The organism is Aminobacter sp. GW821-FHT11F06, assembly GCF_058808215.1.
The window spans coordinates 365,901-389,691 of sequence record NZ_JBXARL010000002.1 but is presented as its reverse complement, the minus strand read 5'-3'; the positions used below and the strand labels follow the sequence as shown (position 1 = coordinate 389,691).

Here is a 23,791-nt window from a genome sequence, read left to right as displayed (position 1 = left end):
GAAGGGCGCACTCCTTTGGAGTGCGCCCGACATTCTTGCTTAGACGTCCAGGTTGGCCACGCTGAGCGCGTTTTCCTGGATGAAGTCGCGGCGCGGCTCGACCTCGTCGCCCATCAGGCGCGAGAACAGTGCGTCGGCATCGGTGGCGTCGTTCACCTTGACCTGCAGCAGCGTGCGCACATTCGGATCGAGCGTGGTTTCCCACAGCTGTTCGGCGTTCATCTCGCCCAGACCCTTGTAGCGCTGCATGGTCAGGCCCTTGCGGCCCGATGCGAAGACCGCAGCCAGTAGCGCCATCGGTCCGGCGATGGTCTCCGAAACTTCCTTGCGGCGCAGCACCGGTGGCTGGGAGTAGAGTTCGTTGAGGCGGGCGGCATAACGGTCGAGTTGGCGCGCATCGGCCGAGTTGATCAGCGCCATGTCGAGATGGACGCTCTCCTTGACGCTGCGCAGCGTGCGTTCGAAGACATAGCCGCCCGTGCCGTCATCGGCAGTCGAGATGTGGCCGGTCCAGCCGCGCTCGATATCTTCCGAAATCAGGTCGAGGCGCTGGGCAATCGTTTCGGCCATCGCCTTGGCGCGGTCGAGATCGGCGAAGACGTCGGGGTTGAGCGCACCGGCGATCGTCGCCTGCTCGACCACCGAGCGCGAATAGCGCGTGTGCAGGCCGTCGATCAGCGTGCGCACGCCGAGCGCGTCGGTCACCGCCGCGCGCAGGTCCTGGCCGGTCCGCACTTCGCCCGACGACAGCGTCAGCGACGCTTCATCGAGGCCGACATCGACAAGATATTCCTCAAAGGCGCCTTCGTCCTTGAGGTACTGCGAGCTCTTGCCCCGCGCCACCTTGTAGAGCGGCGGCTGGGCGATATAGAGGTGCCCGCGCTCGATAAGCACCGGCATCTGGCGGAAGAAGAACGTCAACAGCAGCGTACGAATGTGGGCGCCGTCGACGTCGGCGTCGGTCATGATGATGATCTTGTGGTAGCGCAACTTGTCGGCGTTGAACTCATCCTTGCCGATCGAGGTGCCGAGCGCGGTGATCAGCGTGCCGATCATCTCGGAACCCAGCATCCGGTCGAAGCGCGCGCGCTCGACGTTGAGGATCTTGCCTCGCAGCGGCAGGATCGCCTGGTTCTGGCGCGAGCGCCCGCTCTTGGCGGAACCACCTGCCGAGTCACCCTCGACGATGAAGATTTCGGACTTGGCCGGATCGCGTTCCTGGCAGTCGGCCAGCTTGCCGGGCAGCGAGGTGATGTCGAGCACGCCCTTGCGACGGGTCAGTTCGCGCGCCTTGCGCGCCGCTTCACGGGCAGCTGCAGCTTCCACCACCTTGGCGATCAGCGTCTTTGCTTCCGCCGGATGTTCCTCGAGCCAGCTACCGAGCGCTTCGTTGACCAGGCTTTCCACGACAGGGCGGACTTCCGACGAAACCAGCTTGTCCTTGGTCTGCGACGAGAATTTCGGGTCGGGAACCTTGACCGACAGCACCGCCGTCAGACCCTCGCGGGAATCGTCGCCGGTGATCGAGACCTTTTCTTTCTTGGCGATGCCGGAGGTTTCGGCATAGCCGGTCACCTGGCGCGTCAGCGCGCCGCGGAAGCCGGCCAGATGGGTGCCGCCGTCGCGCTGGGGGATGTTGTTGGTGAAGGCCAGCACGTTTTCGTGGTAGCTGTCGTTCCACCACATCGCCACTTCAACGACGATGCCGTCGCGCTCTGCCCGGATGGCGATCGGCGCCGATATGAGCGGTTTTTTCGCCCGATCGAGATAGCGGACGAATTCGATCAGGCCGCCGTCATAGAGCAGTTCCTGGACCTTGATGTCGGCATGGCGCTTGTCGGACAAAACGATGCGCACGCCCGAATTGAGGAAGGCGAGTTCGCGCAGCCGGTGCTCCAGCGTGCCATAGTCGAACTCGACCATGGTGAAGGTTTCGGGCGAGGGCATGAAGGTGACTTCCGTGCCGGTCTCGCTGCCCGCATCGCCGGTTTCGCGCAGCGGCGCGTCGGCGACGCCATGGGTGAAGCTCATCTCGAAAATCTTGCCCTTGCGGCGGATTTTCAGCCTGAGGAACACCGACAGCGCATTGACGACGGACACGCCAACGCCGTGCAAGCCGCCCGAAACCTTGTAGGAGTTCTGGTCGAACTTACCGCCGGCATGCAGCTGCGTCATGATGACCTCAGCCGCCGACACGCCCTCTTCGTGCATATCGGTGGGAATACCGCGGCCGTTGTCGGTCACGGTCACCGAACCATCGGGATTGAGCGACACCGTCACCAGCGTCGCGTGCCCGGCCAGCGCCTCGTCGATGGCGTTGTCGACCACTTCGTAGACCATGTGGTGCAGGCCCGAACCGTCGTCGGTGTCACCGATATACATGCCAGGGCGCTTGCGGACAGCATCCAACCCCTTCAAAACCTTGATGGAATCTGCGCCGTACTCGGCTTCTGCGCCGGGAAGGTTCTCGGACTGGTCGCTCATGAAAAACTTTCGTCTGACTGCCGCGGGAGGACGCGGCAAAATCGGCCCCGAATCGCACGCCCATAGATCACCCAGATATAGGCGTTAAGTGTGGTTTTTCCAAGTTTTACGGGTGTTTTGACTGGGGATGGACGTATGCGCGCGGGGCCATACCCAGCCCTCGTCGCGAAGTGCTCGGCAGCCATCTGGGCCGGTGGCGCGGGTGAGGGGCCACAGAGGTCACTCGCGCAGTCTCGGCGTGCGTGCAAACCCCAAAAATCCCAGATGGGATCGGGTATCGGAAACGCTCGTTGCCGGCCGAACGGGCGACCGGCAACGGTGTGGTTTTTGAAGATCAGTCGGCCCGCATCGGCTTCAGCGCTTCGCTCCAGCGGAACAGTTCGTCGAGCATCACCTTGGCGCTGTCGTTGACCAGCGCGTTCGACTTGAACTCGCCATTCTCGTCGAGATGCTGGGGGAAGGCCGGGATCGCGATCGCCTCGGGAATAGGCATGATCTTGACCGTGGTCAGCAGCATCTTCTCCGCCTGCACGGCGCGCAGGCCGGCCGAAACGCCGCCGTAGCTCAAGAAACCCGCCGGTTTGTAACTCCATTCGTTGGACAGGTAGTCGATGGCGTTCACCAGTGCGGGGGCCGCGAAGTAGTTGTATTCGGGCGTCACGAACACGAAGGCGTCGGCTGGCTTGATCGCCTCCGACCACTTTTTGGTGTGCTCATTTTCGTACTGTCCCAGGCGCGGGTGCTTGGGTTCGTCGAAGATCGGCAGGCCGAAGGCGTCGATGTCGGTGATGACCGGTTCGAACTTGCCATGCTCGCGCGCATAGGCTTCGAGCCAGCGGGCGAATACGGGGCCGACGCGGCCGGGCCGGGTGCTGGCAACGACGATGTTGAGCTGGTGTTTCAAGTCTTGTTTCCTTGATGGCAGTATCTAATGGTGACTAGGCGCGAGATAGTCCCCGGCAGCTTGCGGTGACAAGAAGGCACTTTTTTGTAACTGGGTCACATCCAGGTAATCGCAATTCGGCCGCATGGACGCTTGGCCCTGCCGCGCCTACATTCAACGGGAGAGGCAGAGCATCTGATGGATACCAGACCGGAACCCTTCGTTCCCCCGGCACCGATACCGCGCACCAAGCCGCCCTCGACGCTGGAGATGATGCGGATCGTCTACCGCAACCCGCTCGAGCTGTGGGGCGAGCCGTCCTACAACGAGCCATGGATTTCGGTCACCGGCATTGGCGGGCCGCTGGTCATCGCCAACGATCCCGGCCTCATCCGCCATGTGCTGGTCGACAACGCCAAGAACTACAAGATGGCGACCGTCCGCCAGATGATCCTGCGGCCGATCCTGCGCGACGGGCTTTTGACCGCCGAAGGTGATGTCTGGAAGCGCTCGCGCAAGGCCATGGCGCCTGTTTTCACGCCGCGCCACATCTTCGGTTTCGCCAAGCCGATGCTTGCCCGCACGCTCGATTTCGTCAAACGCTATGACGATGCCTCAGAACCGGTCGATGTCGCCCACGACATGACCATGCTGACTTACGATATCCTGGCCGAGACGCTGTTTTCGGGTGAGATCGCAGGCGAGCCGGGCAGCTTTGCCCATGAGATCGACCGCCTGTTCGAGACGATGGGCCGCGTCGATCCGTTCGACCTGTTGCGGGCGCCGCAATGGCTGCCGCGCTTCACGCGCCTGCGCGGCCGCAAGACCATGGCCTATTTCCGCAAGATCGTCACCGACACGGTGGAGATGCGCAGCGAAAAACTGGCCCGTGACCCCGGCGGCGCGCCCGAAGATTTTCTGACCCTGTTGCTGCGCGCCGAAGGGCCAGATGGGCTCACGCGCGGGGAGATCGAAGACAACATCATCACCTTCATTGGTGCTGGCCACGAGACCACGGCACGCGCGCTCGGCTGGACCATCTATTGCCTTGCCGAGGCCACCTGGGAGCGCGACCGCGTCGAGCAGGAAATCGACACGGTGCTTTCGCGCGAGCCCGATCCGGTCAAATGGCTCGACGCCATGCCCTACACCCGCGCCGTGTTCGAAGAGGCGCTCAGGCTTTATCCGCCAGCACCGTCGATCAACCGCGAGCCTATCGCCGATGACAGCTACAAGGACCTGAAAATCCCGCGCAAGGCGCAGGTTTTGGTCATGCCATGGACGGTGCACCGCCATCGCAAGCTGTGGGACCGGCCCGACGCTTTCATGCCTGAGCGTTTCCACCCCGAAAACCGCGACAAGATCGACCGCTACCAGTATCTGCCTTTCGGTGCTGGCCCGCGCGTCTGCATCGGCATGAGCTTTGCCATGCAAGAGGCGATCATCGCGCTCGCCATTCTACTGTCGCGCTACCGCTTCGACACGATCGCTGCGACCAAGCCATGGCCGGTGCAGAAGCTGACAACTCAGCCGCAAGGCGGCCTGCCGATGCGCGTGACGCGAAGGTGAAGCTGAACTCTGCCTCCTGAGGGAGGCGCGACGCTGACGTCCTCCCTCCCCCTTGTGGGGAGGGATACAGGGTGGGGGTAAACGTGAGGCGCCGAAGCTGGCATCACCCCCACCCCTAACCCCTCCCCACAAGGGGGAGGGGGATTCCGCGTCAGCCTGGAGGCCTCAATGATCAGCACGTCCCGCGCCGTCCACGTCCATATCACCGGTCACGTCCAGGGCGTCAGTTTCCGCATTTGGACCAAGCGCCAGGCCGAAAAGCGCGGCCTGCGCGGCTGGGTGCGCAACGAGCGCGACGGCTCGGTGACGGCACTCATCGCCGGCCCCGACGAGGACATCGCATCGATGCTCAAGGCATTTTGGGAAGGCCCGCGCGGGGCGGTGGTATCCAGCGTCGTCTCGGAACCGGCGAAGCCGGAAAATCTGCCTGCCGGCTTCGACATCACCGGCTGAAAGCGCGGTTCCTCGGTTCCGGCCTTGGACCGTTCAGGGCTTCGGAAACGGCTCGACAGTGCCCTTGAGCTTGATGGTGAGCGGCTCGCCGAAGCGATCCTTGGACTTGCCGGCGGGAACGCGAATCCAGCCCTCGCTGACGCAGTATTCGCTGACATCCTCGCGCTCGCGTCCGTTGAACAGGATGCCCACGCCTTGCTCCAGCGCCTCGGCGTTGAAAAAGGGGCTTTTCGGGTCGATGCTCAGCCGGTCGGGAAGGGTCATTGATATCTCCAGTAGCACAAGGCGTTCATACAGCTGAGCATGGACGGGCGAATGATCGTCCAGTTCGCAGCATGCTTTGCGAGCGCTGTTAAGGTCATTGGCCGGCTGGGTAAAGGCCCACGCTCAGTTACGCCCCTGGAATGCGTTTTCGACATGCACCGGCCAGCGCCGCGGCAGCACAGCCACCATGTCGAAGCGCACCGAAAGCCGGCCATAATCCGGCTGGCGTGCGAGCCACAGGTCGGCGGCGCCCTCGATGCGCCGCTCCGAGCCGTAGCCGACAGCTTCCATCGCCTCGATCAGCGTGCGCCGCGCCTTCACCTCGACGATCAGCACCAGGTCGCCGCGCCGGGCGATCAGGTCGATCTCGCCGAGCTTGGTCTTGTAGCGCCGGGCAACGATCCGGTAGCCCTTGAGCATCAGCGCCAATGCCGCCAGCCACTCGCCGCGATGTCCGAGGCGCTGTGCTTGCTGGCGGGTAAGGCGGTCAGTCATCCGACCCTTCGCGCAGTTCCAGCAGGCGGCGGTAAAGTGCAGATTTCTGCCCACCGGTCATGCGCGCAGCTTCCGCTGCCGCCTTGGACGCCGGCATTTCCTTGGCCAGCGACAACAGCAACTTGTCGACATCGTCGGCCGTCTCGGTCCGCTGCTCGGGCGGCCCCACACAGATGACGACCTCGCCCTTGGGTGTGTCAGCCTCGGCATAATGGGCCGCGAGTTCGGCCAAGGTGCCGGTGCGGATTTCCTCGAAGGCCTTGGTCAGTTCGCGCCCGATCGCCGCCTGGCGCGTGCCCAGCACATCGGCCATGGCGGCGAGTGTGTCGGCCATCCGGCGCGGCGATTCAAAAAAGATCAGCGTGCCTGGCACTGCCTTCACTTCTTCGAGCCGTGTCCGCTTCTGCCCGTCCTTGACCGGCAAAAAACCGGCGAAGAAAAACGCATCCGAGGGCAAGCCGGAAGCCGTCAGCGCCGCGAGCACCGCCGAAGCGCCGGGAATCGGCACGACGCGAATGCCGCGCTCCTGCGCCTGTCCGACAAGGCGGAAGCCGGGGTCCGAGACCAGCGGCGTTCCGGCGTCCGAAACCAGCGCCACGCTGCGACCGTTCTCCAGCGCCTCAATCAGCCGTGGCCCGGCCTCACCGGCATTGTGCTCATGATAGGCGGTTGGCCGCTGGCGGATGCCGAAGCGGTCGAGCAAAACACGCGTCACCCGCGTATCCTCGCAAGCGACATGGTCGGCTCCAGCCAGCGTTTCGAGCGCCCTCAGCGTGATGTCGCCGAGATTGCCGATCGGCGTCGCCACCAGATACAGCGCCGGTGTCAGCGGCCGTGCCGCGATTTCGGTCTGGCCGATGACATAGACCCGCTTGTTTTCGTTGTTCTGCACGCCGCCTCGCTTCCACCCTCTCATTGGCATGGCACTGAGGCACTTGCAAAAGGATGTGATCGATTTTGCCTTGGCTTTGCCACAGTGCGGGAAACAAATCGCCGCCGCGGATCGGAACACAGAGATTCGTCAACAGAGGCAATCGTACTGGCCATGTCCCATCGCTTCGACGCCTTCATCTCCCGCCTTGACGCAGCCACCAAAGCGGCCCCGCCCTCACGCCTTGTAGGCGACCAGAACCGCTCCCGCCGCGATCAACGCGACGCCGAGCCAGTTCGCCGTGCTAAGTCGCTCGCCAAGGAACATGACGCCAAACACGGCGACAAGAACGACGCTTAGCTTGTCGATCGGCGCCACTTGCGCAGCGTTCCCGAGCTTCAGTGCGCGGAAGTAGCATAGCCACGACGCCCCAGTGGCAAGCCCCGAGAGCACCAGAAACAGATAGGTCTTGCGCGAAATCTCGCTGAGCGGCTGGAACTGCCCGGTGGCTGATATGATCGCGCCCAGCACCAGCAGGATCACCACGGTCCGGATCAACGTGGCGAAGTCGGAATTGATGTTTTCGATGCCGACCTTGGCGAAGATCGCCGTCAGGGCCGCGAAGATGGCCGAAAGAACGGCCCAGAACTGCCAGTATGCGACGGCGGAATTCATGTCTGGCTCCGTGAAATGGACTTGTTGGCATTTGAATGGACGTTTACCTCAGTCTTTTCAATCGCCGACTTTCCGAAAGTCGAAAGCATAGCAGTGCGCCTGATGACGAACGGCAAAGAACAGAAGTTTTCGATCTCCGATCTTCGCGACAGGCCGGAATTTGCCGAAACGGTCGCCGATCGTATCTGGAATGCATGGTGGCGCGACGACGGCCACCAACTCGACTTCATCCAGGGACTGGTGAACGAGAATTTTTCCTCGACAGGGCTGCCCTTGGCGCTCGTCGCCCACGACGGCGACACCTTCCTCGGCACCGCCCATCTGATCGACAACGACCTTGAGTCCCGCCCGCAATATTCGCCCTGGGTGGCTGCGTTGTGGGTCGACGAAGGCGCACGCAAATCGGGCCTCGGCACCGCACTTGCGCGAGCAGGGGCCGAAGCCGCGTTCAAGCAGGGCTTCGAGACCGTCTATCTCTGCGCCAAGCCGCGCCTGACCGCCTACTACGAAGGCATGGGCTGGCGGAAGATCGAAGAAGACGTCGAAGGCACCAACGTGTTTCAGATGAAGAGCCCGGCCTGATCAGCGCGGTCAGTATGGCGCTGACTGAAGTGCATTCTGAACCGCCACCGCCGTCAGTTCGGTTACGGCATGGATCCCCGGAACTCCGCGCGTCGCTTCGCTCCTGCTCCGCCCGAGGATGACGAAGGGATTGGGCTCCTCGCCAATCGCGAACGACGGAGATTGGCGGTGGCGTCCGCCAAAGCTCGTCATCCTCGGGCGGAGCAGGAGCGAAGCGACGCGCGGAGTTCCGGGGATCCATGCCGTGACGTGCCAACAACCGCCACGGTCAAAGGTAACAGAGCGAGATCGGCCACGACAGCGTCGAGCACGATCATGCGTCCGCAGGAACTGCCACCATGGTCGAAGACTACGACAAGAACGGTTCCTACCGCGCCAGGTCGGCAACCACCGCGTCGAGCACGATCATGCCTTGGGGTGTGGCGCGCAGGCGCGAATTGCCGATCGGCGCCACTAGGCCTTCGTCCTGTAGGATAGACAGCCGCGCCGAAGACAGCGACTTGCCCGACAGCACTTCGTAGCGAGCGAGGTCGATGCCTTCGACGAGCCTCAGGCCCATCAGCAGGAACTCGTCGGCCTCTTCCGAGCGGTTCAGTATCTCGCCGCCGGTGATGCCGTGGCCGCGCTGCTCGACCAGTTCGGCCCAACGTTCGGGCAGCTTTTCGGCGATCGTCACCACGCGCGTGCCATCTTCGAGAAAGCGGCCATGTGCGCCCGGGCCGACGCCGACATATTCGCCGTAGCGCCAGTAGGTCAAATTGTGCCGGCTCTCGGCGCCCGGCTTGGCGTGGTTGGAGATTTCGTAAGCCGGCAGACCGTGCGCCGTCGTCACCTCCTGGGTGATCGCATAGAGCTCTGCCGCGTGTTCGCCGTCGGGGATCTCGAACTTGCCCGCATTGTAGAGCTGGAAGAAGCGCGTGCCTTCTTCGATCGTCAGCTGGTACAGCGACAGATGGTCGACGGCATAGCTGATCGCCTGTTCAAGCTCTTTGGCCCAGGCGTCGGGCTTCTGGCCCGGCCGCGCATAGATCAGGTCGAACGACAGGCGCGGAAAGATCTCGCGCGCCAGACCGATGGCATGCAGCGCTTCGGGAACGTTGTGCAGCCGGCCAAGAAAGCGCAAATCGGCATCGTTCAACGCCTGCACGCCGAGCGAGACCCGGTTGACGCCAGCCGCGCGATAGCCGCGGAAGCGTTCGGCCTCGACGGAAGACGGGTTGGCCTCGAGCGTGATCTCGGCATCGCCTGATATCGTCCAGTTGGCGGCGATCGCATCGAGCACCGCCCCCACTGTCTCGGGCTTCATCAGTGACGGGGTGCCGCCGCCCAGGAAAATGCTGGTCACCTCGCGCGGGCCGGTGCGCGCGCGCATCGTTGCGAGTTCGGCGGCAAAGGCGCGGGCAAAACGTTCCTGGTCCACCGGCTGGTGGCGGACATGGCTGTTGAAGTCGCAGTAAGGGCATTTGGCCGCGCAAAACGGCCAGTGCACATAGACGCCGAAGCCGGGCGAGCGATCGAGAATCATTGGGTGATGCCTGCCCGGTTAGACTGGGGCGACAATACCCCCACCCCTAGCCCCTCCCCACAAGGGGGAGGGGGATTTTTGCTACGTTCCCGCCGGCTTCCAGCGGGCAGTCCGGTTGCGATGGCTGCGCCAGAGTCCCCCTCCCCCTTGTGGGGAGGGGTTAGGGGTGGGGGTGCATTGCGACGCAATGAATTTGGCGAAAGACGCATCGCTCAGGCCGAGCCGAACATGGCACGGGCGAATTTCTGGAACGCGCGCGCGCGGTGCGAAAGCGCGTCGGCCTGGCCGGGCTTCCAGCCATGCTTTTCCTCAGCACTCATCTCGCCAAAGGTCTTGTCGAAACCTTCAGGCAAAAACACCGGATCGTAGCCAAAACCCTTTTCGCCGCGCGGCGGCCACACCAGATTGCCCTCGGCCTCGCCACGGAAATATTCGGCGTGACCATCCGGCCAGGCCAGGCAGATGACGGCGACGAACCGGCCGGTGCGCTGGGCGTGCGCTGCCGCACCGCGCTCTTGCATGGCGTCTTCCGTGCGCTGCATCGCCATGGCGAAGTCGCGCGTGCCGTCGGGCTTCTCGGCCCAGTTGGCGGTGTAGACGCCCGGCGCGCCGTCGAGCGCGTCGACCACCAACCCGGAATCGTCCGACATCGCCGGCAGTCCGGTGGCTGTCGCCGCCGCCAGTGCCTTGATGTAGGCGTTTTCCTCGAACGTCGTGCCGGTCTCGTCGGGTTCTGGCAGGCCGTATTCCTTGGCCGATTTGGCGGCGATGCCGAACGGCGCCATCAGGTCGGCGAATTCGCGCAGCTTGCCGGCATTGTGGCTGGCGATCACGATCTCGTTGTCGGCAAGCTTGCGCATCAAAGGCCCCATAGTTTCGGCTCGGCGATCTCAAGCGAATTGCCCGATGGATCGCGGAAATAGATGGAACGGCCACCATTCGGCCACTCAAAATCGGCTTCGATGGCGACGCCTTCGCCTTCGAGCCTTGTCTTCCATTGCTCGACTTCTTCAGCCGTCGCGGCAAAGCACAGATGCCCTTGGCCCGTCGTGCCATGTGGCGGCACCGGCAGCCTGGAATCGGGCTTCGGTGGCTGTCGCGTCGCCTCAGCATTGAACAGCAACAGCACGCCGGGGCCACAGCGGAAGAACACATGCCGCCCCGGCACCTTGGCGATTTGCTCCAGCTCCATCACCTTGCCATAGAATGCCTCAGCGGCATCGAGGTCGGTGACGTAAAGCGCGGATTCGAGGATCGCCGAGAGCTTCATAGGGAGCCTCAGCCCACCGCCATCTTCTGCAGGTCAACCAACCTGGTGATGCCCTTGCGGGCGAGGCTCATCAGCGCCAGGAATTCCTCTTCCGAGAACGGCACGCCTTCGGCGGTGCCCTGGATCTCGACGATGCCGCCCTTGCCGGTCATGACGAAATTGGCGTCGGTGCCGGCCGAGGAGTCCTCGACATAGTCGAGGTCGATGACCGGCTGGCCGTCATGGATGCCGCACGAGATCGCCGCGATATGGTCCTTCAGTACCTTGTCGACGCTGACCATCTGGCGCGCTTCCATCCAGCGCAGGCAGTCGTGAAGCGCGATCCAGGCGCCAGTGATCGAAGCCGTGCGGGTGCCGCCGTCGGCCTGAATCACGTCGCAGTCGACGGTGATCTGACGTTCGCCCAACGCGCCCATGTCGACCACGGCGCGCAAGCTGCGGCCGATCAGCCGCTGGATCTCCTGGGTGCGGCCGCCCTGCTTGCCGGCCGAAGCCTCGCGGCGCATGCGTTCGCCGGTCGAGCGCGGCAGCATGCCGTATTCGGCCGTTACCCAGCCCTTGCCGGAATTGCGCATCCAGCCCGGCACCTTTTCTTCCAGGCTCGCGGTGCACAAAACGTGGGTGTCGCCGAACTTCACCAGGCACGAGCCTTCGGCGTGCTTGGACACGTTGCGTTCGAAGGAGATGGCGCGCATTTCGTCGAATTGGCGTTTGGAGGGGCGCATACGGCTACTTTCTCTGGCGAAATCGGAAAATTGTTGCCGGCTTGTAGCTCCATGGCAGGACCAGCGCAAAGGAAAACCGGTTCCGCTGCTGGAGCTGTTGTGTTCGCAGCCGTGCTGTCTATATCATTTTAGACGGAGTCCATGAAGCAGATGACCAAAGCGGTACCCGATCCCTCGCTGCAATCGCTCGACATGCGCTCGCGCGACATCTTTCGGCGCATCGTCGATTCCTACCTCAGGGATGGCGAGCCGGTCGGTTCGCGCAACCTGTCCCGCATGCTGCCTTCGTCGCTGTCACCGGCAACCGTGCGCAACGTGATGAGCGATCTCGAGCATCTCGGTCTGGTCTATGCCCCGCATATCTCCGCCGGCCGCCTGCCGACCCAAAAGGGCCTGCGCTTTTTCGTCGACGCCTTCATGGAACTAGGAGATCTGTCTGACGAGGAGCGCCGTGTCATCGAAGCCCAGGTCAAGGCCTCGGGCGAGGGGGCTTCGCTGGAGCAGATGCTGACCGAGGCGAGCCAGATGCTGTCGGGCATGTCGCGCGGTGCGGGCCTGGTGCTCGCCGCCAAGAACGAGGTCGCCCTCAAGCATATCGAGTTCATCCAGCTCGAACCGACAAAGGCGCTGGCCGTGCTGGTGTCGCAGAATGGCGATGTCGAAAACCGCGTCGTCGAACTGCCGCTCGGCGTCACCGTCTCCCAGCTTCACGAGGCGTCCAACTTCCTCAACGCCCATATCCGTGGCCGCACCCTGGCCGAGGCCCGGATCGAAATCGCCCGCATCAAGGACGAGACCAAGGCAGCCCTCGATACGCTGTCGCAGGATCTCGTCGAAAAGGGCCTTGCCGTCTGGGCTGGCGCCGAAAGCGGCCTGCCGTCGCGGCTCATCGTGCGCGGGCGCGCCAATTTGCTCGAAAACGTCACCGCCCAGGCCGACATCGAATTGCTCAAGCATCTGTTTGAGGACATGGAAACCCAGGACGGGTTGATCCAGCTTCTCGACCTCGCCGAGGAAGGCTCGGGCGTGCGCATCTTCATCGGCTCGGAAAACCGGCTGTTTTCGCTCTCCGGTTCGTCGCTGGTCGTAGCCCCTTATCGCGACAAGGATGCCCGCGTTGTCGGCGCGCTCGGCGTCATCGGCCCGACCAGGCTCAATTATGCGCGCATCGTGCCGATGGTCGACTATACGGCGCAGTTGATCTCGCGCATGCTCAGGTGAGATAATCGCCCAGTCATACTCAGGAGGATGCAATGGCATTCGAACAGATCAAGGCCGAGATTGCGGTCCTCTTGCAGGAGATGGTCAACCAGCCCGAAGACGAGCACGAACTGCACGAGCGCCTGCGCGAGAAGCTGGCCGAATTGCGGGCGCAAGGCTTGCCGGTGCCCGCCGACCTCGTCGAACTGGAAAAGCGTCTCGACGAGGATTTCTACAAAGCCGGCGCCTGAGACGGGCTGCTTGGCGCGCCCACTTGGACGCGCCAGAGGTGCTGCACTTCGATTGTCTTAGCCGAACTTCCGCTGCGCATCGAGCGCGAGGCCCAGGCCAACGCTGCCGAAGGCGTCGCCCTGGACGATCTTTGCGCCCGGTACCAGCGCCAGAATGCTCTGGCGCGCCAGCGGGATGGCGGTCGAGCCGCCGGTCAAAAACACGGCGGTGATGTCGTCCGCTTGTACCTGCGCTTCTTCAAGCGTGTCGGCGACGGTTGCCGTGACGCGCTCGACCGCGCTGCGAATGGTGTCTTCAAGCCCCTGCCTGGTCAGCGATGCTGTGAACTTTGCCGCCGGAAGCGAAACGTCGATAGCCGCCTGGTCGGCATCGGTCAGCTCGATCTTGGCCTTTTCGACCTTGGTCGCCAAAGCGTGGCCGAAACGCTGGTCGACGACCTCGATCAGCCGGTCGATGAGGTCGGGGCGGGCGGCTTCGAAGCGGATCTGGCGCAGGTCGAGCTTGGCCTTCGGCGTGTAGAGCAAGTTGATGCGCTGCCAGGTCGCGAGATCGATGAAATAACCCGCCGGCAGGTTGCGCTTGCCGTCCTTGGTCGCCGTGAGATAACCGAGCTCGGGCATGACATGGGCGATGCTGAGCAGCCGGTCGAAATCCGTGCCGCCGATATGCACGCCGCGATTGGCGAGGATGTCGGCTTTGCGGTCGCTGGACGTCGCCCGCTCAGGCGAGACCCGAACGATGGAAAAGTCCGACGTGCCGCCGCCCATGTCGACGATCAGCGCCAGCTCTTCGCGGGTCACCGTGCGCTCGTAGTCGAGGGCGGCGGCGATTGGCTCGAACTGGAAGTCGATATGCTTGAAGCCCTGGGCGCGCGCGGCCTTTTCAAGCTCGCTCTGGGCTGCGGCGTCGGCACCGGGATTGTCGTCGACGAACTGGACCGGGCGTCCGAGCACGACGTTTTCCACGGCCTCGCCGACATGGCTCTCCAGGCGATCCTTGAGATGGCCGACAAACATGCCGATGATGTCGGTGAAGGCGATCTGGCGCGCCTTGATGCGTGTCTTTTCATGCACCAGCGACGAACCGAGAACGCTTTTCAGCGCGCGCATCAGGCGGCCTTCGGCGCCGTCGGTGTATTCGCCGATGGCGCGGCGGCCGAGCGCTGTCTGGTTGTCTTCGAAGTTGAAGAAGATGGCGGAAGGCAGCGTGACGCTGTCGCCTTCAAGCGCCACGAGGCGCGGGCGGCCGTTCTCGATCACGCCGACGGTCGAATTGGAAGTGCCGAAGTCTATGCCGCCGAAAGCCGGTCGCATCGTTGAGTCCTGGATTTTCTGCATGAATGGGCGACCCTCGAGCTTCTGCCGGGGCCGCAATCGGACCGTGCGCCTACACGACGGGGCGGCGAATGTCGATGTCATCAGGGTATTTTCTGACAAAATGTGATCGCTGGCCCAACCCTCGCGACATTCCCAGCAAGCCGCTTTCGTGCGATATCAGCGCCGTCCAACTGACCCCGAGCAGCTCACATGACCCTGACAGGATTTCTCGCCTATAGCGGCGCGCTTGCGATTGCCGCCGCCATTCCAGGGCCAGGGGTGACCGCACTCGTGGCGCGTGCGCTCGGCTCGGGCTTCCGCTCGTCGCTTGCCATGTCGCTCGGGCTTGTTGTTGGCGATCTCAGCTATCTCACCGCCGTCGTGCTTGGCCTGGCGCTTGTCGCCCAGTCCTTCGGCATGGTGTTTCTGGCGATCAAATGGCTCGGCGTCGCCTATCTTGCCTATCTCGCCTGGAACTTCTGGACCAGCGGCATCACACCCGAGACGGTCGAGGCGAAGAAGGGCAAGGGCGGCCTGTTGGCGAGCTTTCTCGCCGGGCTGACCGTGACGCTTGGCAATCCCAAGACGATGATCTTCTACCTGGCGATCACGCCGACAGTCGTCGACCTGCATTCGCTGACGCTCGCCGACTACGGCATTCTCGTTGCCATCACGGTTGCGGTGCTGATGATCGTTCTGGTGCCCTATCTGCTGCTCGCGTCCAAGGCGCGCTGGTTCCTCAAGACGCCGCGCGCGCTCAAGCTGCTCAACCGCACTGCCGCCGGCTTCATGGTCGGCGCGGCGGCCGCGATCGCCGTCCGCCAGTAACGGCGCTGGCTGGAATTTCATTCTCCTGGGTTAGCGTTCACGGAAACATGTTTCCGTGAACTGCCCCTAATCAGCACGGCGCCCACTCGGAATTTGCCCGGCGACACCCTATCTTCGCAGTTCAAAACTCAGGCAATTTCGGGAGCGAAATCGATGAACAAGCCCGTTACCTCCACGCGTGTGCCCGGCCGTGGCCGCGTCTATGGCTCGATCACCGAGACCATCGGCGACACACCGCTGGTGCGGCTCGACAAATTCGCGGGGGAAAAGGGCGTGGTGGCGAACCTCATCGCCAAGCTCGAATTCTTCAATCCGATCGGCAGCGTCAAGGACCGCATCGGCGTCGCCATGATCGAAGCACTTGAGGCCGATGGCCGCATCACGCCCGGCAAGAGCACGCTGATCGAGCCGACATCGGGCAATACCGGCATAGCGCTCGCCTTCGCCGCCGCCGCCAAGGGCTACAAGCTGATCCTCACCATGCCCGAGACGATGTCGATCGAGCGCCGCAAGATGCTGGCGCTGCTCGGCGCCGAACTGGTGCTGACCGAAGGCGCCAAGGGCATGAAGGGCGCCATCGCCAAGGCCGAGGAACTGGCGCAGACCATTCCCGACGCGATCATCCCGCAGCAGTTCGAAAACCCGGCCAACCCCGAAATCCATCGCGAGACGACGGCGGAAGAAATCTGGAACGACACCCAAGGCTCGATCGATATCCTCGTTGCCGGCATCGGCACCGGTGGCACGATCACCGGCGTCGGCCAGGTCATCAAGAAGCGCAAGCCTTCGCTCCATGTCGTTGCGGTCGAGCCGGAAGGTTCGCCGGTTCTGTCGGGTGGCCAGCCCGGCCCGCACAAGATCCAGGGTATCGGCGCCGGTTTCGCACCCAAGGTGCTCGACACCACTGTTTATGACGAGATCGTCAAGGTTTCGAACGAGGACGCGGTGGCCAACGCCCGGCTTGTCGCCCGCCTCGAAGGCGTGCCGGTCGGCATCTCCTCGGGTGCCGCCCTTCAAGCCGCCATCATCGTCGGCTCACGCCCGGAAAACGCCGGCAAGAACATCGTCGTCATCATTCCGTCCTTCGCAGAGCGGTATCTCTCGACGGTACTGTTCGAGGGTTTGGGCGGGTAATTCTCTTCACCAAAATCGACCCCCACCCCTAACCCCTCCCCACAAGGGGGAGGGGGACTTTTCAGCATCGCTTTCGCATTCGATTTCGCAGTTGCCTCGGAGCCGAGGCGCCACGAAGTTCCCCTCCCCCTTGTGGGGAGGGGTTAGGGGTGGGGGTATTTCACACACTCACCGCCCAGCGACAGCCGCCCGCTTTTGTTCGAGGAAGTCTCGCACGGCCTGGTCGGTCTCAAGGCCGATGGCGAGCTGATAGGCCTTGTCGGCCTCCACGAGATCGCCGGCCAGCGACAGCAGTTCGGCGCGCGCTGCCCAATAGGGCTGATATTCGCTGAGCCTGGCATCGTCGATGGCGTCGAGCAGGGATAGGCCCCGCGCCGGCTCATCCGCATAAGCCACCGCCACCGCATGGTTGACGGCGACAACCGGCGAGGCCGAGATCGTCATCAGGCCGGCATAAAGCATGGCGATCGCCGCCCAGTCGGTGCTGCCGGCAAAACGCCGCGCCGCATGCGCCGACTGGATCGCCGCCTCGATCTGGTAGCGGCCGATGCCGTCGAAGGCACCGGCGCGCTGCAGTAGCGCGTCCGCCTCGGAAATCAACTCCGCGTCCCACAACAGCGTATCCTGCTCACTGAGCGGCACGAAGGCGCCTTCGGGATCGCGGCGGGCGGCGCGGCGCGCCTCGGCATGGAGCATCAGCGACAAAAGGCTGAGCGCCTCCGGCTCGTCCGGCATCAGCTGCACCACCAGCCGGCCGAGCCAGATGGCTTCGCTGGCCAGGTTGCGCCGCCGGGATTCGGCACCGCTGGCATCGGCCCAGCCTTCGGCGAAAGCGGCGTAGATCGCTTCCAGCACTGTGGCGAGCCTTTCGCCGAGTTCCGCCGTCTCGGGGATGCGAAACGGAATGCCGGCCTGCTTGATGCGCGACTTGGCCCGCACCAGGCGCTGGCTCATGGTCGAAGGCGAAACCAGGAACGCCGAGGCGATGGTCGCAGCATCAAAGCCGAGGATTGTCTGCAGGATCAGCGGTGCGCGCACGCCTGCCTCGATCGCCGGATGGGCGCAGGCGAAGATCAGGCCAAGCCGGTCATCGGGAAATTTCTCGCGCGCCATCTCCTGTTCCAGTTCTTCGCCGATCAGCCTGAGATGGGCCTGGCCGGCCTCGCCGGTCATGCGCCGCCTCTGCTGGTCGATCGAGCGCCGCCGCGCCACCGTCAGAAGCCAGGCCTCGGGATGGTCCGGCACGCCTGTGTCAGGCCATCGGGACAGAGCCGCGGCAAAGGCGTCGGCGAGCGCGTCCTCGGCACCCGCGACATCGCGGGTGCGCGACGCCAGATAGGCGACGAGCCTGCCATAACTTTGCCGGGCAGCGGCTTCCGCCGCCGCCCGAGCCTGTTCGGCGCTGCCGGTCATGCCTTAGCGGATCGGCCAGATCGGCCGCACTTCGATGGTGCCATAGCTGGCGCCCGGGCAGCGCGCCGCCCAGCCAATGGCCGCATCGAGATCGGGCGCCTCGATGATGTAGAAGCCGCCGAGCTGCTCTTTGGTCGCGGCAAACGGTCCGTCGAGCACCTCGGTCTTATCGTTGCGCACGCGCACGGTGGTGGCGGTCGAAGGGCCCTGAAGGCGCTCGCCAGACACCATCGCACCGGCTTTGATCAATGCTTCGTTGTAGGCCATGTAGGGCGCGGACATCTTTTCCTGCTCGCTATGGCTTGCTGAAACGAACGGCGCATCATCGTGGTGGAGTAGAAGCATGTACTGCATTGTCATCTCCTGAGTTTTCCAGGCCGCATCGTCGCGGGCCAAACGAAAGTCGCCTGACAAAAGCGGATTTCGACAGGTCAGCAGAATTTTTTGGCGAGCGCGAGCCTGGCACAAAGAATTGGCTGGCTGGACCGGTGGAAAATCAGCTCTGGCGGGCGCTGGCTTGGCTTGAGGCGCGTGGCGGGACCGTGTCATATCCGCCGCTGGGGATCCGGCTGGGGGACGAGAATGTACAGACTTTACACGCGCGGCGGCAGCGGCGGCTTTGTCGTTGAGGCGGCATTCGAACTGGCGGGCGTGCCCTTCGAACGCATTGAGGTGATCAAGGGCGCCGAGCCGCCGGCGGAATTCCGCAACATCAGCCCGCTCGGCCAGGTGCCGGCGCTGGTTCTGCCGGACGGCCATGCGATGACAGAGTCGGCTGCCATATGCCAGCTGATCGCCGAGCGCCATCCCGACGCACGGCTGGCACCCGCAGTGGATGCGCCGGGCCGGGCCGAGTTCCTGCGCTGGCTCACTTTCCTGTCGTCGGTGATGTATCCGGCAATCCTGCGTTTTTACTATGCGCAGCGCTACACCGCCGACCCACAAGGTACCGAAGCGGTGAAGGTGGCAGCCGTCGCCGAGTTTGACCGCGGTTTTGGTATTCTGGACGCAGCACTCGAAGGCCGCGATTGGCTCGCCGGCGAGCGCATGTCCGTCGCCGACGTCTATCTGCTGATGCTTGCCCACTGGCACCCCGAGGCTGGCAAGGTCGCTGCAACCTGGCCGAACATCGAGCGCGTCTGCGCGGCACAGCGCGAAATCCCCGTCATCAGGGACCTCAACGCCAGCCACGAGATGTGGTGACGGCGCGCCCCGGTCTCTGATCAACGGAATTGGTCATGCGCCGCGTCCGCAAAGATGCGGCGCTCCAAAGCTTCATTTTGTTTATGATGCAGCCGGGCTTGAGCCCCCGGCAGGCTTGGCCGCGCCTTAGAGGCGGGTCGAAGCAATCGCCCGGCGTTCGCCGCGCAAGGTGGTCGAGCGGTGATCGCTGGCAGGCCGAGCGATGCGGCTTTCGTGACGTCCGGTAACAGTCATGATCAGTGGAACGTCACGCGTGCCTGGAGCGTGGTGGTGCGGCGCGCGCAGGCCGGGCCGGGACCACGCATATAGTGGCGCTCGGGGCGGTAAGTCGGAGCGATGAATTCGCGAAACGCCACAGCGGCGTGAGTGAGGTGGTTCCAGATAGCCATTGTTCTTATCCCTGTCCCTTCGGGGCTCGTCCCGAACGTGGAAGCGATCATAGTCGGCGGTTGTGAATCTTCGGTGAACGCGATGTTAATCTTCGTGTGAAAATGCGCCCGATCGCGGCTGAATTGCGTTCTTTTCTAGGCATTTAGGCCATTCCGGGCGGCATTGGTTAAGATGTGTCTTTTGCGCCACGCAAGTATCCGCATATTGCCGCGAAACTATCCACAGGTTTCAGGCGCGGTTACATCGAACCGGCCGCTGACGGCGGATTTTGCCGTCAGGCAAGGAAGAGTTTTTCGAACGCCTTGCGTCCGGGCGGGGTGAATTCGACGACCCGGCTGCCGGCCGGCCGGCGTGCCCATTTCTCGGCGATGATCTTGTCGAGGATCGCGGTACCAAGCGATCCCGCGAGATGAGAGCGACGAACGCTCCAGTCGAGGCAAGCGCGGCACATCGGCCGGCGCGAATGGCCAAGCTTCGACGTGTCGATGCCGACGTCCGCGAAGAAGCTCTGCCCGGCCGGCCCGAGCCGCACCGTATCGTTGTCGCGCACGATGATATCTTCGGCAACGAAGCGGTCGAACACCGCCACCGCATGGTCGCCGGCAAGGTGGTCGTAGCAGACGCGGGCTTCGCGCATCGACTTGTCGCGCGGGCCTGGCCGGGCGCGTTGCGGCCCCGAATGAGCGGCGACGCCGCTGATCGCTTCGATCATCGCCGCAACCTCTGTGCCGGCAAGCGCGAAGTAGCGATGCCGGCCCTGGCTCGCCACCGTCAACAGCTTGCCGTCCATCAGCTTGGCGAGATGCGAACTTGCCGTGGGCAGGCTCACACCTGCTTCCAGCGCCAGTTCGCTTGCCGTCAGCGCGCCACCATCCATCAGCGCGGTCAGCATGTTCGCACGCGCCGGGTCGCCGACCAGGCTGGCGATACGGGCGATATCGGGACCTTCCTTCATGGCAGCACTACCTCCATGGTTCGATGGTAGTCGAAGCATTCTCGTCAGGCAACGCGTATTCTCCGACCAGAGAAAGGAGCGCGCCATGACGATGAAAACCGAACTCGCCGCCAAACTGGCAACTGGGCCGAAACGCCTGACCCTTGGGGCGCTTGGCCGTGTGCTCAGCTTCTTTGCTCGCGGCTACGATCGCCATCTGCAGCGGCTCGACCTTTCCGAACTGACCGACGAACAGCTTGATGACATCGGTCTGACCCGCCGCGACGTCGAGCGCGAAAGCGCAAAACCCTTCTGGCGCTAGCCTGCCACAGGAGTTCGGTCGCACGCTTCGATGCCGGCCAAACCATTGCCAACACATCACGGAGACCAAAATGACCATCACCTGCTTCATCCGCTACGAGATCGACCCGTTCGGCAAGGCGGCCTTCGAGCAATATGCCCGCAACTGGGGCCAGGCGATCCCGCGCTGCGGCGCCGACCTGATCGGCTATTTCGCGCCGCATGAGGGGTCGGCAACGACCGCCTACGGCATCTACAACATCGAAAATCTCGCCGCCTACGAGGCTTATCGTGCGCGGCTTGCGGCCGACCCGCTCGGACGCGAGAACTACCAGTTCGCCAAGCGCGAAAAGTTCATCCTCAAGGAGGACCGCATCTTCCTGAAGCTGGCTTCGGGGCCGCATGCCGAGCGGATCGTCCCGTGATCGGGAAGGTCAGCACGGCCCCTCACCCTTACTCTCCCCGTAAGAACGGGGAGAGGGGGCGTCAGCGTTGCGGCAGTGTCCCTTCTCCCCGTCCTTACGGGGAGAAGGTGCCGGCAGGCGGATGAGGGGCAGCGCTGGGGTTTACGCGTTGCCGATCAAAACGCCTGCCGCAAGCACGAGCGCGCCGCCGAGCACCACCTGGAAGGCGGCACGCAGGAACGGTGTCTCCATGAAACGGTTCTGGATATAGGCGATGGTCCACAGCTCGAAGAACACCACGATCGCTGCGACCGTCGTCGCAGTCCAGAAATGCGGGATCAGATAGGGCAGCGCGTGGCCCAGGCCGCCGACCGTGGTCATGATGCCGGAGGCAAGGCCGCGCTTGAGCGGCGAACCGCGACCCGAAAGCTTGCCGTCGTCATGCGCTGCTTCGGTGAAGCCCATCGAGATGCCTGCGCCGACCGACGCCGACAGGCCGATGAGAAATGTCTGCCAGGTGTCCTGGGTGGCAAAGGCCGCGGCAAAGATCGGCGCCAGCGTCGACACCGAGCCGTCCATCAGCCCGGCCAGGCCCGGCTGGACATAGGTCAGGATGAACTGCCGGCGCTCGCCGGCCGCCTCTTCTTGCTTCACATCCTCCGGCACATGCTTGTCGCCGAGCTTGTGGGCGAGCGATTCGTGGCTCTGTTCGGCCGCCGCAAGGTCGCCAAGCAGCTTGCGGGTCGAGGCGTCGCTGGTGCGCTTGATCGCCTCGACGTAGAAGCGATAGGCCTGCTGCTCCATCGCTTCGGCCTGGTCGCGCACCTTGTCGATGCCGAGCGGCCGCACAAGCCAGTCGGGCTTGCGCTCGTAATAGCCCCGCACATGCTCGCGCCGGATCAGCGGAATGCGCTCGCCGAAGCGAGCCTGGTGCATTTCGATCAGCGCGGCGCGATGGCCGTCTTCCTCTTCGGCCATGGCATCGAACACCTTGGCCGATTGCGGAAACTCGTCGCGCAGCCCATCCGCATAGGCGCGGTAGATGCGGGCGTCATCTTCTTCCGATGAGATGGCGAGAGCGAGAATCTCTTGCTCGGACAGGGAATCGAAGGCGCGGCGGCCAAAGCCGAAGACACGGGATAACATGAGAAAAGTCCCTAAGTTTAGAATGATTCTAAACTAGATTGTCGGTGCTTTCAGGTCAATGCGCGAGGCTGTGCGCGACTTTTTTGCCGCATCGTTTTGCCGATGTGGTGCAGCTTCTTGTTATAGCGAAATGTTTGGCTATATAGCCTAATCTCAGCTGATAGAAGGATGTCCCGATGGCGGCAAAGCAGCAGACCCAACACTTCGACCCCAAGCCCGTGCTCGAGTTGATCGCCAGCATCGAAGCCGATTTGCAGCGCCTCAAGGGCATGCTCGAGCCGCATGTCGAGCAGTTCGATCCGGCCAATCCGCACAACAAGACCTGCGACGGCAAGCTGACCCCGGATGGCGTGGAATGCTGCTACCGCATGTTCGACGAGGGCAATTCGCGCTACTCGGTGGCGCGCGCCATGAAGATCTCGTTTGCCGCTGCCACGCACCGCTTCAACGCCTGGCGCAAGGCAGGTGGCGAGAAACGGGTGCGGTCGTTGCTAGGGTGAGGTGCGTTGGCCGTAGGGCTAGAAAAGCCAACGATTTGGCTTTTCTAGCGACGAACGCCTGGAGGCCGTGAGCCTGTCGAAGGGGCGGGGCGCGGGTGAACGAAAGGCAAATCGCCCCTACGGCTCGCCGTTCCCCGACAGCACTTGCGCCGCGCCGGCAACGGCATTGCGGAAAGCGTCGTCAAAGCCGACACCAGAAATGCCCCAGCTTTGGTTTTCGCCATCGGCTTCCGTCCGCCATTTGGCGACCCAGCCGAGGTCCTTGTCGCTCCACGTGATGGTGCCGGCAAGCGCGACGTCGCCACTGGCCATCTTGGCCAATGTGTTGAGCCGCGCGGAGTCGGCTGCCGCCAATGTCCTGGTGTTCAACCCTGCCTGCGATAGTTGTATTTGGCTGGGCACCACCAGCGGCAACGCCAGTCTGTCGGCGGCACGCGCGAGCGCTGTCAGCATGTCCCGGTCGCGCGGACCGGCACTGTCGCCGGCAAGCATGCTCTCGACACCCTTCATGTCGCGAATGCCAATGACGGCGACGAGCCGTGGACGCTTGAGCCACGGCTCGCGGCCGAGCGATTTCAAAAACGCATCGAGCTTCTGCGCGTCAAAGACGCAGGTCAGGTCATGCGGCCTGTCGTAGCTGCCCTGTTCGTCATGGAGCGGGATGCCGCCCATGCGATCGCGAAATGTATGGCTGGCGATCAGGTCGCCGGCATGCCTGGCCTGTTCTGTCACGCGCGGCTCGTTGAGCAGCCGGCTGTCGCCCGTCACCTTCACCACCACGTCGCGCAGGCACTGGGCAAAGCCGATGTCGCGGCGCTCAGGCGCGGTGCCGCTGGTGATGGTCTGGGTCGTGTAAAGGTCGGACGCTACCGCTGGGCCAAGCAAGGCCATGACCCAAAGCGCCACTCCAAGCCCAATTCCGCCGCGAAGCATGTCGCACTCTCCGTTCGGAGGCTGCAGGCTATCAGAGCAATT

Annotated in this window: 28 protein-coding genes; 11 read left to right on the top strand and 17 right to left on the bottom strand. The window is 63.6% G+C overall.

Translation table 11 applies throughout. From position 1 onward, the window contains the following. Positions 1 to 39: 39 nt before the first annotated feature. Both gyrB and AC1RTB_RS06340 read right to left on the bottom strand, forming a co-directional pair. Positions 40 to 2,484 carry a DNA topoisomerase (ATP-hydrolyzing) subunit B gene (gene gyrB / locus AC1RTB_RS06345; RefSeq protein WP_492875759.1) on the bottom strand — a complete coding sequence of 815 codons (2,445 nt, stop codon included), beginning with the start codon at positions 2,482 to 2,484 and terminating at the stop codon, positions 40 to 42. A gap of 334 nt (positions 2,485 to 2,818) precedes the next feature. Next, positions 2,819 to 3,388 carry an NADPH-dependent FMN reductase gene (locus AC1RTB_RS06340; protein ID WP_492875757.1) on the bottom strand — a complete coding sequence of 190 codons (570 nt, stop codon included), beginning with the start codon at positions 3,386 to 3,388 and terminating at the stop codon, positions 2,819 to 2,821. 177 nt (positions 3,389 to 3,565) lie between these two features. On the opposite strand from AC1RTB_RS06340, the gene AC1RTB_RS06335 reads away from it, so the two are divergent. Both AC1RTB_RS06335 and AC1RTB_RS06330 read left to right on the top strand, forming a co-directional pair. Continuing rightward, positions 3,566 to 4,936: a cytochrome P450 gene (locus AC1RTB_RS06335; protein ID WP_492875755.1), complete on the top strand. Its 1,371-nt coding sequence runs from the start codon at positions 3,566 to 3,568 to the stop codon at positions 4,934 to 4,936. 168 nt (positions 4,937 to 5,104) lie between these two features. Beyond that, positions 5,105 to 5,389, top strand: coding sequence for an acylphosphatase (locus tag AC1RTB_RS06330; RefSeq protein ID WP_492875753.1), 285 nt, complete (start codon positions 5,105 to 5,107; stop codon positions 5,387 to 5,389). 33 nt (positions 5,390 to 5,422) lie between these two features. Here the strand turns inward: AC1RTB_RS06330 and AC1RTB_RS06325 are convergent, their stop codons facing one another. The 4 genes from AC1RTB_RS06325 to AC1RTB_RS06310 all read right to left on the bottom strand — a co-directional run bounded on the left by AC1RTB_RS06325 (position 5,423) and on the right by AC1RTB_RS06310 (position 7,694). Then, positions 5,423 to 5,653, bottom strand: coding sequence for a DUF3297 family protein (locus AC1RTB_RS06325; protein ID WP_492875752.1), 231 nt, complete (start codon positions 5,651 to 5,653; stop codon positions 5,423 to 5,425). A 123-nt stretch (positions 5,654 to 5,776) separates the two neighbouring features. Next, positions 5,777 to 6,148, bottom strand: coding sequence for a YraN family protein (locus AC1RTB_RS06320; protein WP_492875750.1), 372 nt, complete (start codon positions 6,146 to 6,148; stop codon positions 5,777 to 5,779). Continuing rightward, a complete protein-coding gene (gene rsmI / locus AC1RTB_RS06315; RefSeq protein ID WP_492875748.1) occupies positions 6,141 to 7,064 on the bottom strand; it encodes a 16S rRNA (cytidine(1402)-2'-O)-methyltransferase in 924 nt (307 codons plus the stop codon). The genes AC1RTB_RS06320 and rsmI overlap by 8 nt, the downstream gene beginning before the upstream one ends. 192 nt (positions 7,065 to 7,256) lie before the next feature. Continuing rightward, the gene (locus AC1RTB_RS06310; RefSeq protein ID WP_492875745.1) at positions 7,257 to 7,694 is read right to left on the bottom strand and encodes an EamA family transporter; all 438 of its coding nucleotides are present in this window, start codon (positions 7,692 to 7,694) and stop codon (positions 7,257 to 7,259) included. Positions 7,695 to 7,796: 102 nt separating this feature from the next. On the opposite strand from AC1RTB_RS06310, the gene AC1RTB_RS06305 reads away from it, so the two are divergent. Next, positions 7,797 to 8,276 carry a GNAT family N-acetyltransferase gene (locus tag AC1RTB_RS06305; RefSeq protein ID WP_492875743.1) on the top strand — a complete coding sequence of 160 codons (480 nt, stop codon included), beginning with the start codon at positions 7,797 to 7,799 and terminating at the stop codon, positions 8,274 to 8,276. 367 nt (positions 8,277 to 8,643) lie between these two features. On the opposite strand, the gene hemW is transcribed toward AC1RTB_RS06305, so the two are convergent. The 4 genes from hemW to rph all read right to left on the bottom strand — a co-directional run bounded on the left by hemW (position 8,644) and on the right by rph (position 11,796). Further along, the gene (hemW, locus tag AC1RTB_RS06300) at positions 8,644 to 9,801 is read right to left on the bottom strand and encodes a radical SAM family heme chaperone HemW (RefSeq protein ID WP_492875741.1); all 1,158 of its coding nucleotides are present in this window, start codon (positions 9,799 to 9,801) and stop codon (positions 8,644 to 8,646) included. 212 nt (positions 9,802 to 10,013) lie between these two features. Next, complete coding sequence (rdgB, locus tag AC1RTB_RS06295) at positions 10,014 to 10,661, bottom strand: RdgB/HAM1 family non-canonical purine NTP pyrophosphatase (RefSeq protein WP_492875739.1); 648 nt, start codon at positions 10,659 to 10,661, stop codon at positions 10,014 to 10,016. Further along, entirely contained in the window at positions 10,661 to 11,071 is a 411-nt protein-coding gene (locus tag AC1RTB_RS06290; protein WP_492875737.1) for a VOC family protein, read from the bottom strand. The genes rdgB and AC1RTB_RS06290 overlap by 1 nt, the downstream gene beginning before the upstream one ends. 8 nt (positions 11,072 to 11,079) lie before the next feature. Beyond that, the gene (gene rph, locus AC1RTB_RS06285) at positions 11,080 to 11,796 is read right to left on the bottom strand and encodes a ribonuclease PH (RefSeq protein WP_476836098.1); all 717 of its coding nucleotides are present in this window, start codon (positions 11,794 to 11,796) and stop codon (positions 11,080 to 11,082) included. 150 nt (positions 11,797 to 11,946) lie between these two features. On the opposite strand from rph, the gene hrcA reads away from it, so the two are divergent. Together hrcA and AC1RTB_RS06275 are read left to right on the top strand one after the other, a co-directional pair. After that, positions 11,947 to 13,017, top strand: coding sequence for a heat-inducible transcriptional repressor HrcA (hrcA, locus tag AC1RTB_RS06280; protein WP_492875735.1), 1,071 nt, complete (start codon positions 11,947 to 11,949; stop codon positions 13,015 to 13,017). 32 nt (positions 13,018 to 13,049) lie between these two features. Next, a complete protein-coding gene (locus AC1RTB_RS06275; RefSeq protein ID WP_109575939.1) occupies positions 13,050 to 13,247 on the top strand; it encodes a hypothetical protein in 198 nt (65 codons plus the stop codon). 57 nt (positions 13,248 to 13,304) lie between these two features. Here AC1RTB_RS06275 and AC1RTB_RS06270 read toward each other — a convergent pair whose 3' ends face one another. Further along, entirely contained in the window at positions 13,305 to 14,561 is a 1,257-nt protein-coding gene (locus AC1RTB_RS06270) for an Hsp70 family protein (RefSeq protein WP_492875733.1), read from the bottom strand. A 213-nt stretch (positions 14,562 to 14,774) separates the two neighbouring features. Between AC1RTB_RS06270 and AC1RTB_RS06265 the strand changes: the two genes are divergently transcribed. Beyond that, the gene (locus AC1RTB_RS06265) at positions 14,775 to 15,392 is read left to right on the top strand and encodes a LysE family translocator (RefSeq protein ID WP_492875731.1); all 618 of its coding nucleotides are present in this window, start codon (positions 14,775 to 14,777) and stop codon (positions 15,390 to 15,392) included. 153 nt (positions 15,393 to 15,545) lie between these two features. Continuing rightward, on the top strand, positions 15,546 to 16,526 hold the full coding sequence (gene cysK, locus AC1RTB_RS06260) for a cysteine synthase A (protein WP_492875729.1): 981 nt from the start codon (positions 15,546 to 15,548) through the stop codon (positions 16,524 to 16,526). Between the two features lie 168 nt (positions 16,527 to 16,694). Here cysK and AC1RTB_RS06255 read toward each other — a convergent pair whose 3' ends face one another. Continuing rightward, complete coding sequence (locus AC1RTB_RS06255; RefSeq protein ID WP_492875727.1) at positions 16,695 to 17,939, bottom strand: RNA polymerase sigma factor; 1,245 nt, start codon at positions 17,937 to 17,939, stop codon at positions 16,695 to 16,697. 3 nt (positions 17,940 to 17,942) lie between these two features. After that, a complete protein-coding gene (locus tag AC1RTB_RS06250; RefSeq protein WP_492875725.1) occupies positions 17,943 to 18,293 on the bottom strand; it encodes a YciI family protein in 351 nt (116 codons plus the stop codon). A 228-nt stretch (positions 18,294 to 18,521) separates the two neighbouring features. On the opposite strand from AC1RTB_RS06250, the gene AC1RTB_RS06245 reads away from it, so the two are divergent. Next, entirely contained in the window at positions 18,522 to 19,142 is a 621-nt protein-coding gene (locus AC1RTB_RS06245; RefSeq protein WP_492875723.1) for a glutathione S-transferase family protein, read from the top strand. A gap of 236 nt (positions 19,143 to 19,378) precedes the next feature. Here AC1RTB_RS06245 and AC1RTB_RS06240 read toward each other — a convergent pair whose 3' ends face one another. Both AC1RTB_RS06240 and AC1RTB_RS06235 read right to left on the bottom strand, forming a co-directional pair. After that, positions 19,379 to 19,531 (bottom strand): hypothetical protein, encoded by a 153-nt coding sequence (locus AC1RTB_RS06240; RefSeq protein WP_492875721.1) that lies wholly within the window; start codon positions 19,529 to 19,531, stop codon positions 19,379 to 19,381. Between the two features lie 275 nt (positions 19,532 to 19,806). After that, positions 19,807 to 20,487: an ArsR/SmtB family transcription factor gene (locus AC1RTB_RS06235; protein WP_492875719.1), complete on the bottom strand. Its 681-nt coding sequence runs from the start codon at positions 20,485 to 20,487 to the stop codon at positions 19,807 to 19,809. Between the two features lie 85 nt (positions 20,488 to 20,572). Between AC1RTB_RS06235 and AC1RTB_RS06230 the strand changes: the two genes are divergently transcribed. Together AC1RTB_RS06230 and AC1RTB_RS06225 are read left to right on the top strand one after the other, a co-directional pair. Continuing rightward, complete coding sequence (locus tag AC1RTB_RS06230; RefSeq protein ID WP_492875717.1) at positions 20,573 to 20,788, top strand: DUF1127 domain-containing protein; 216 nt, start codon at positions 20,573 to 20,575, stop codon at positions 20,786 to 20,788. Between the two features lie 70 nt (positions 20,789 to 20,858). Further along, positions 20,859 to 21,191, top strand: a complete 333-nt coding sequence (locus AC1RTB_RS06225) for an NIPSNAP family protein (protein ID WP_492875715.1) — start codon at positions 20,859 to 20,861, stop codon at positions 21,189 to 21,191. A 141-nt stretch (positions 21,192 to 21,332) separates the two neighbouring features. Here the strand turns inward: AC1RTB_RS06225 and mbfA are convergent, their stop codons facing one another. After that, positions 21,333 to 22,316, bottom strand: coding sequence for an iron exporter MbfA (gene mbfA, locus AC1RTB_RS06220; protein WP_492875713.1), 984 nt, complete (start codon positions 22,314 to 22,316; stop codon positions 21,333 to 21,335). Between the two features lie 176 nt (positions 22,317 to 22,492). Here mbfA and AC1RTB_RS06215 point away from each other — a divergent pair, with 176 nt between their 5' ends. Continuing rightward, the gene (locus AC1RTB_RS06215) at positions 22,493 to 22,816 is read left to right on the top strand and encodes a hypothetical protein (protein WP_492875711.1); all 324 of its coding nucleotides are present in this window, start codon (positions 22,493 to 22,495) and stop codon (positions 22,814 to 22,816) included. Between the two features lie 117 nt (positions 22,817 to 22,933). Here AC1RTB_RS06215 and AC1RTB_RS06210 read toward each other — a convergent pair whose 3' ends face one another. Then, the gene (locus AC1RTB_RS06210) at positions 22,934 to 23,749 is read right to left on the bottom strand and encodes a DUF8605 domain-containing protein (RefSeq protein WP_492875709.1); all 816 of its coding nucleotides are present in this window, start codon (positions 23,747 to 23,749) and stop codon (positions 22,934 to 22,936) included. Positions 23,750 to 23,791: the final 42 nt, after the last annotated feature.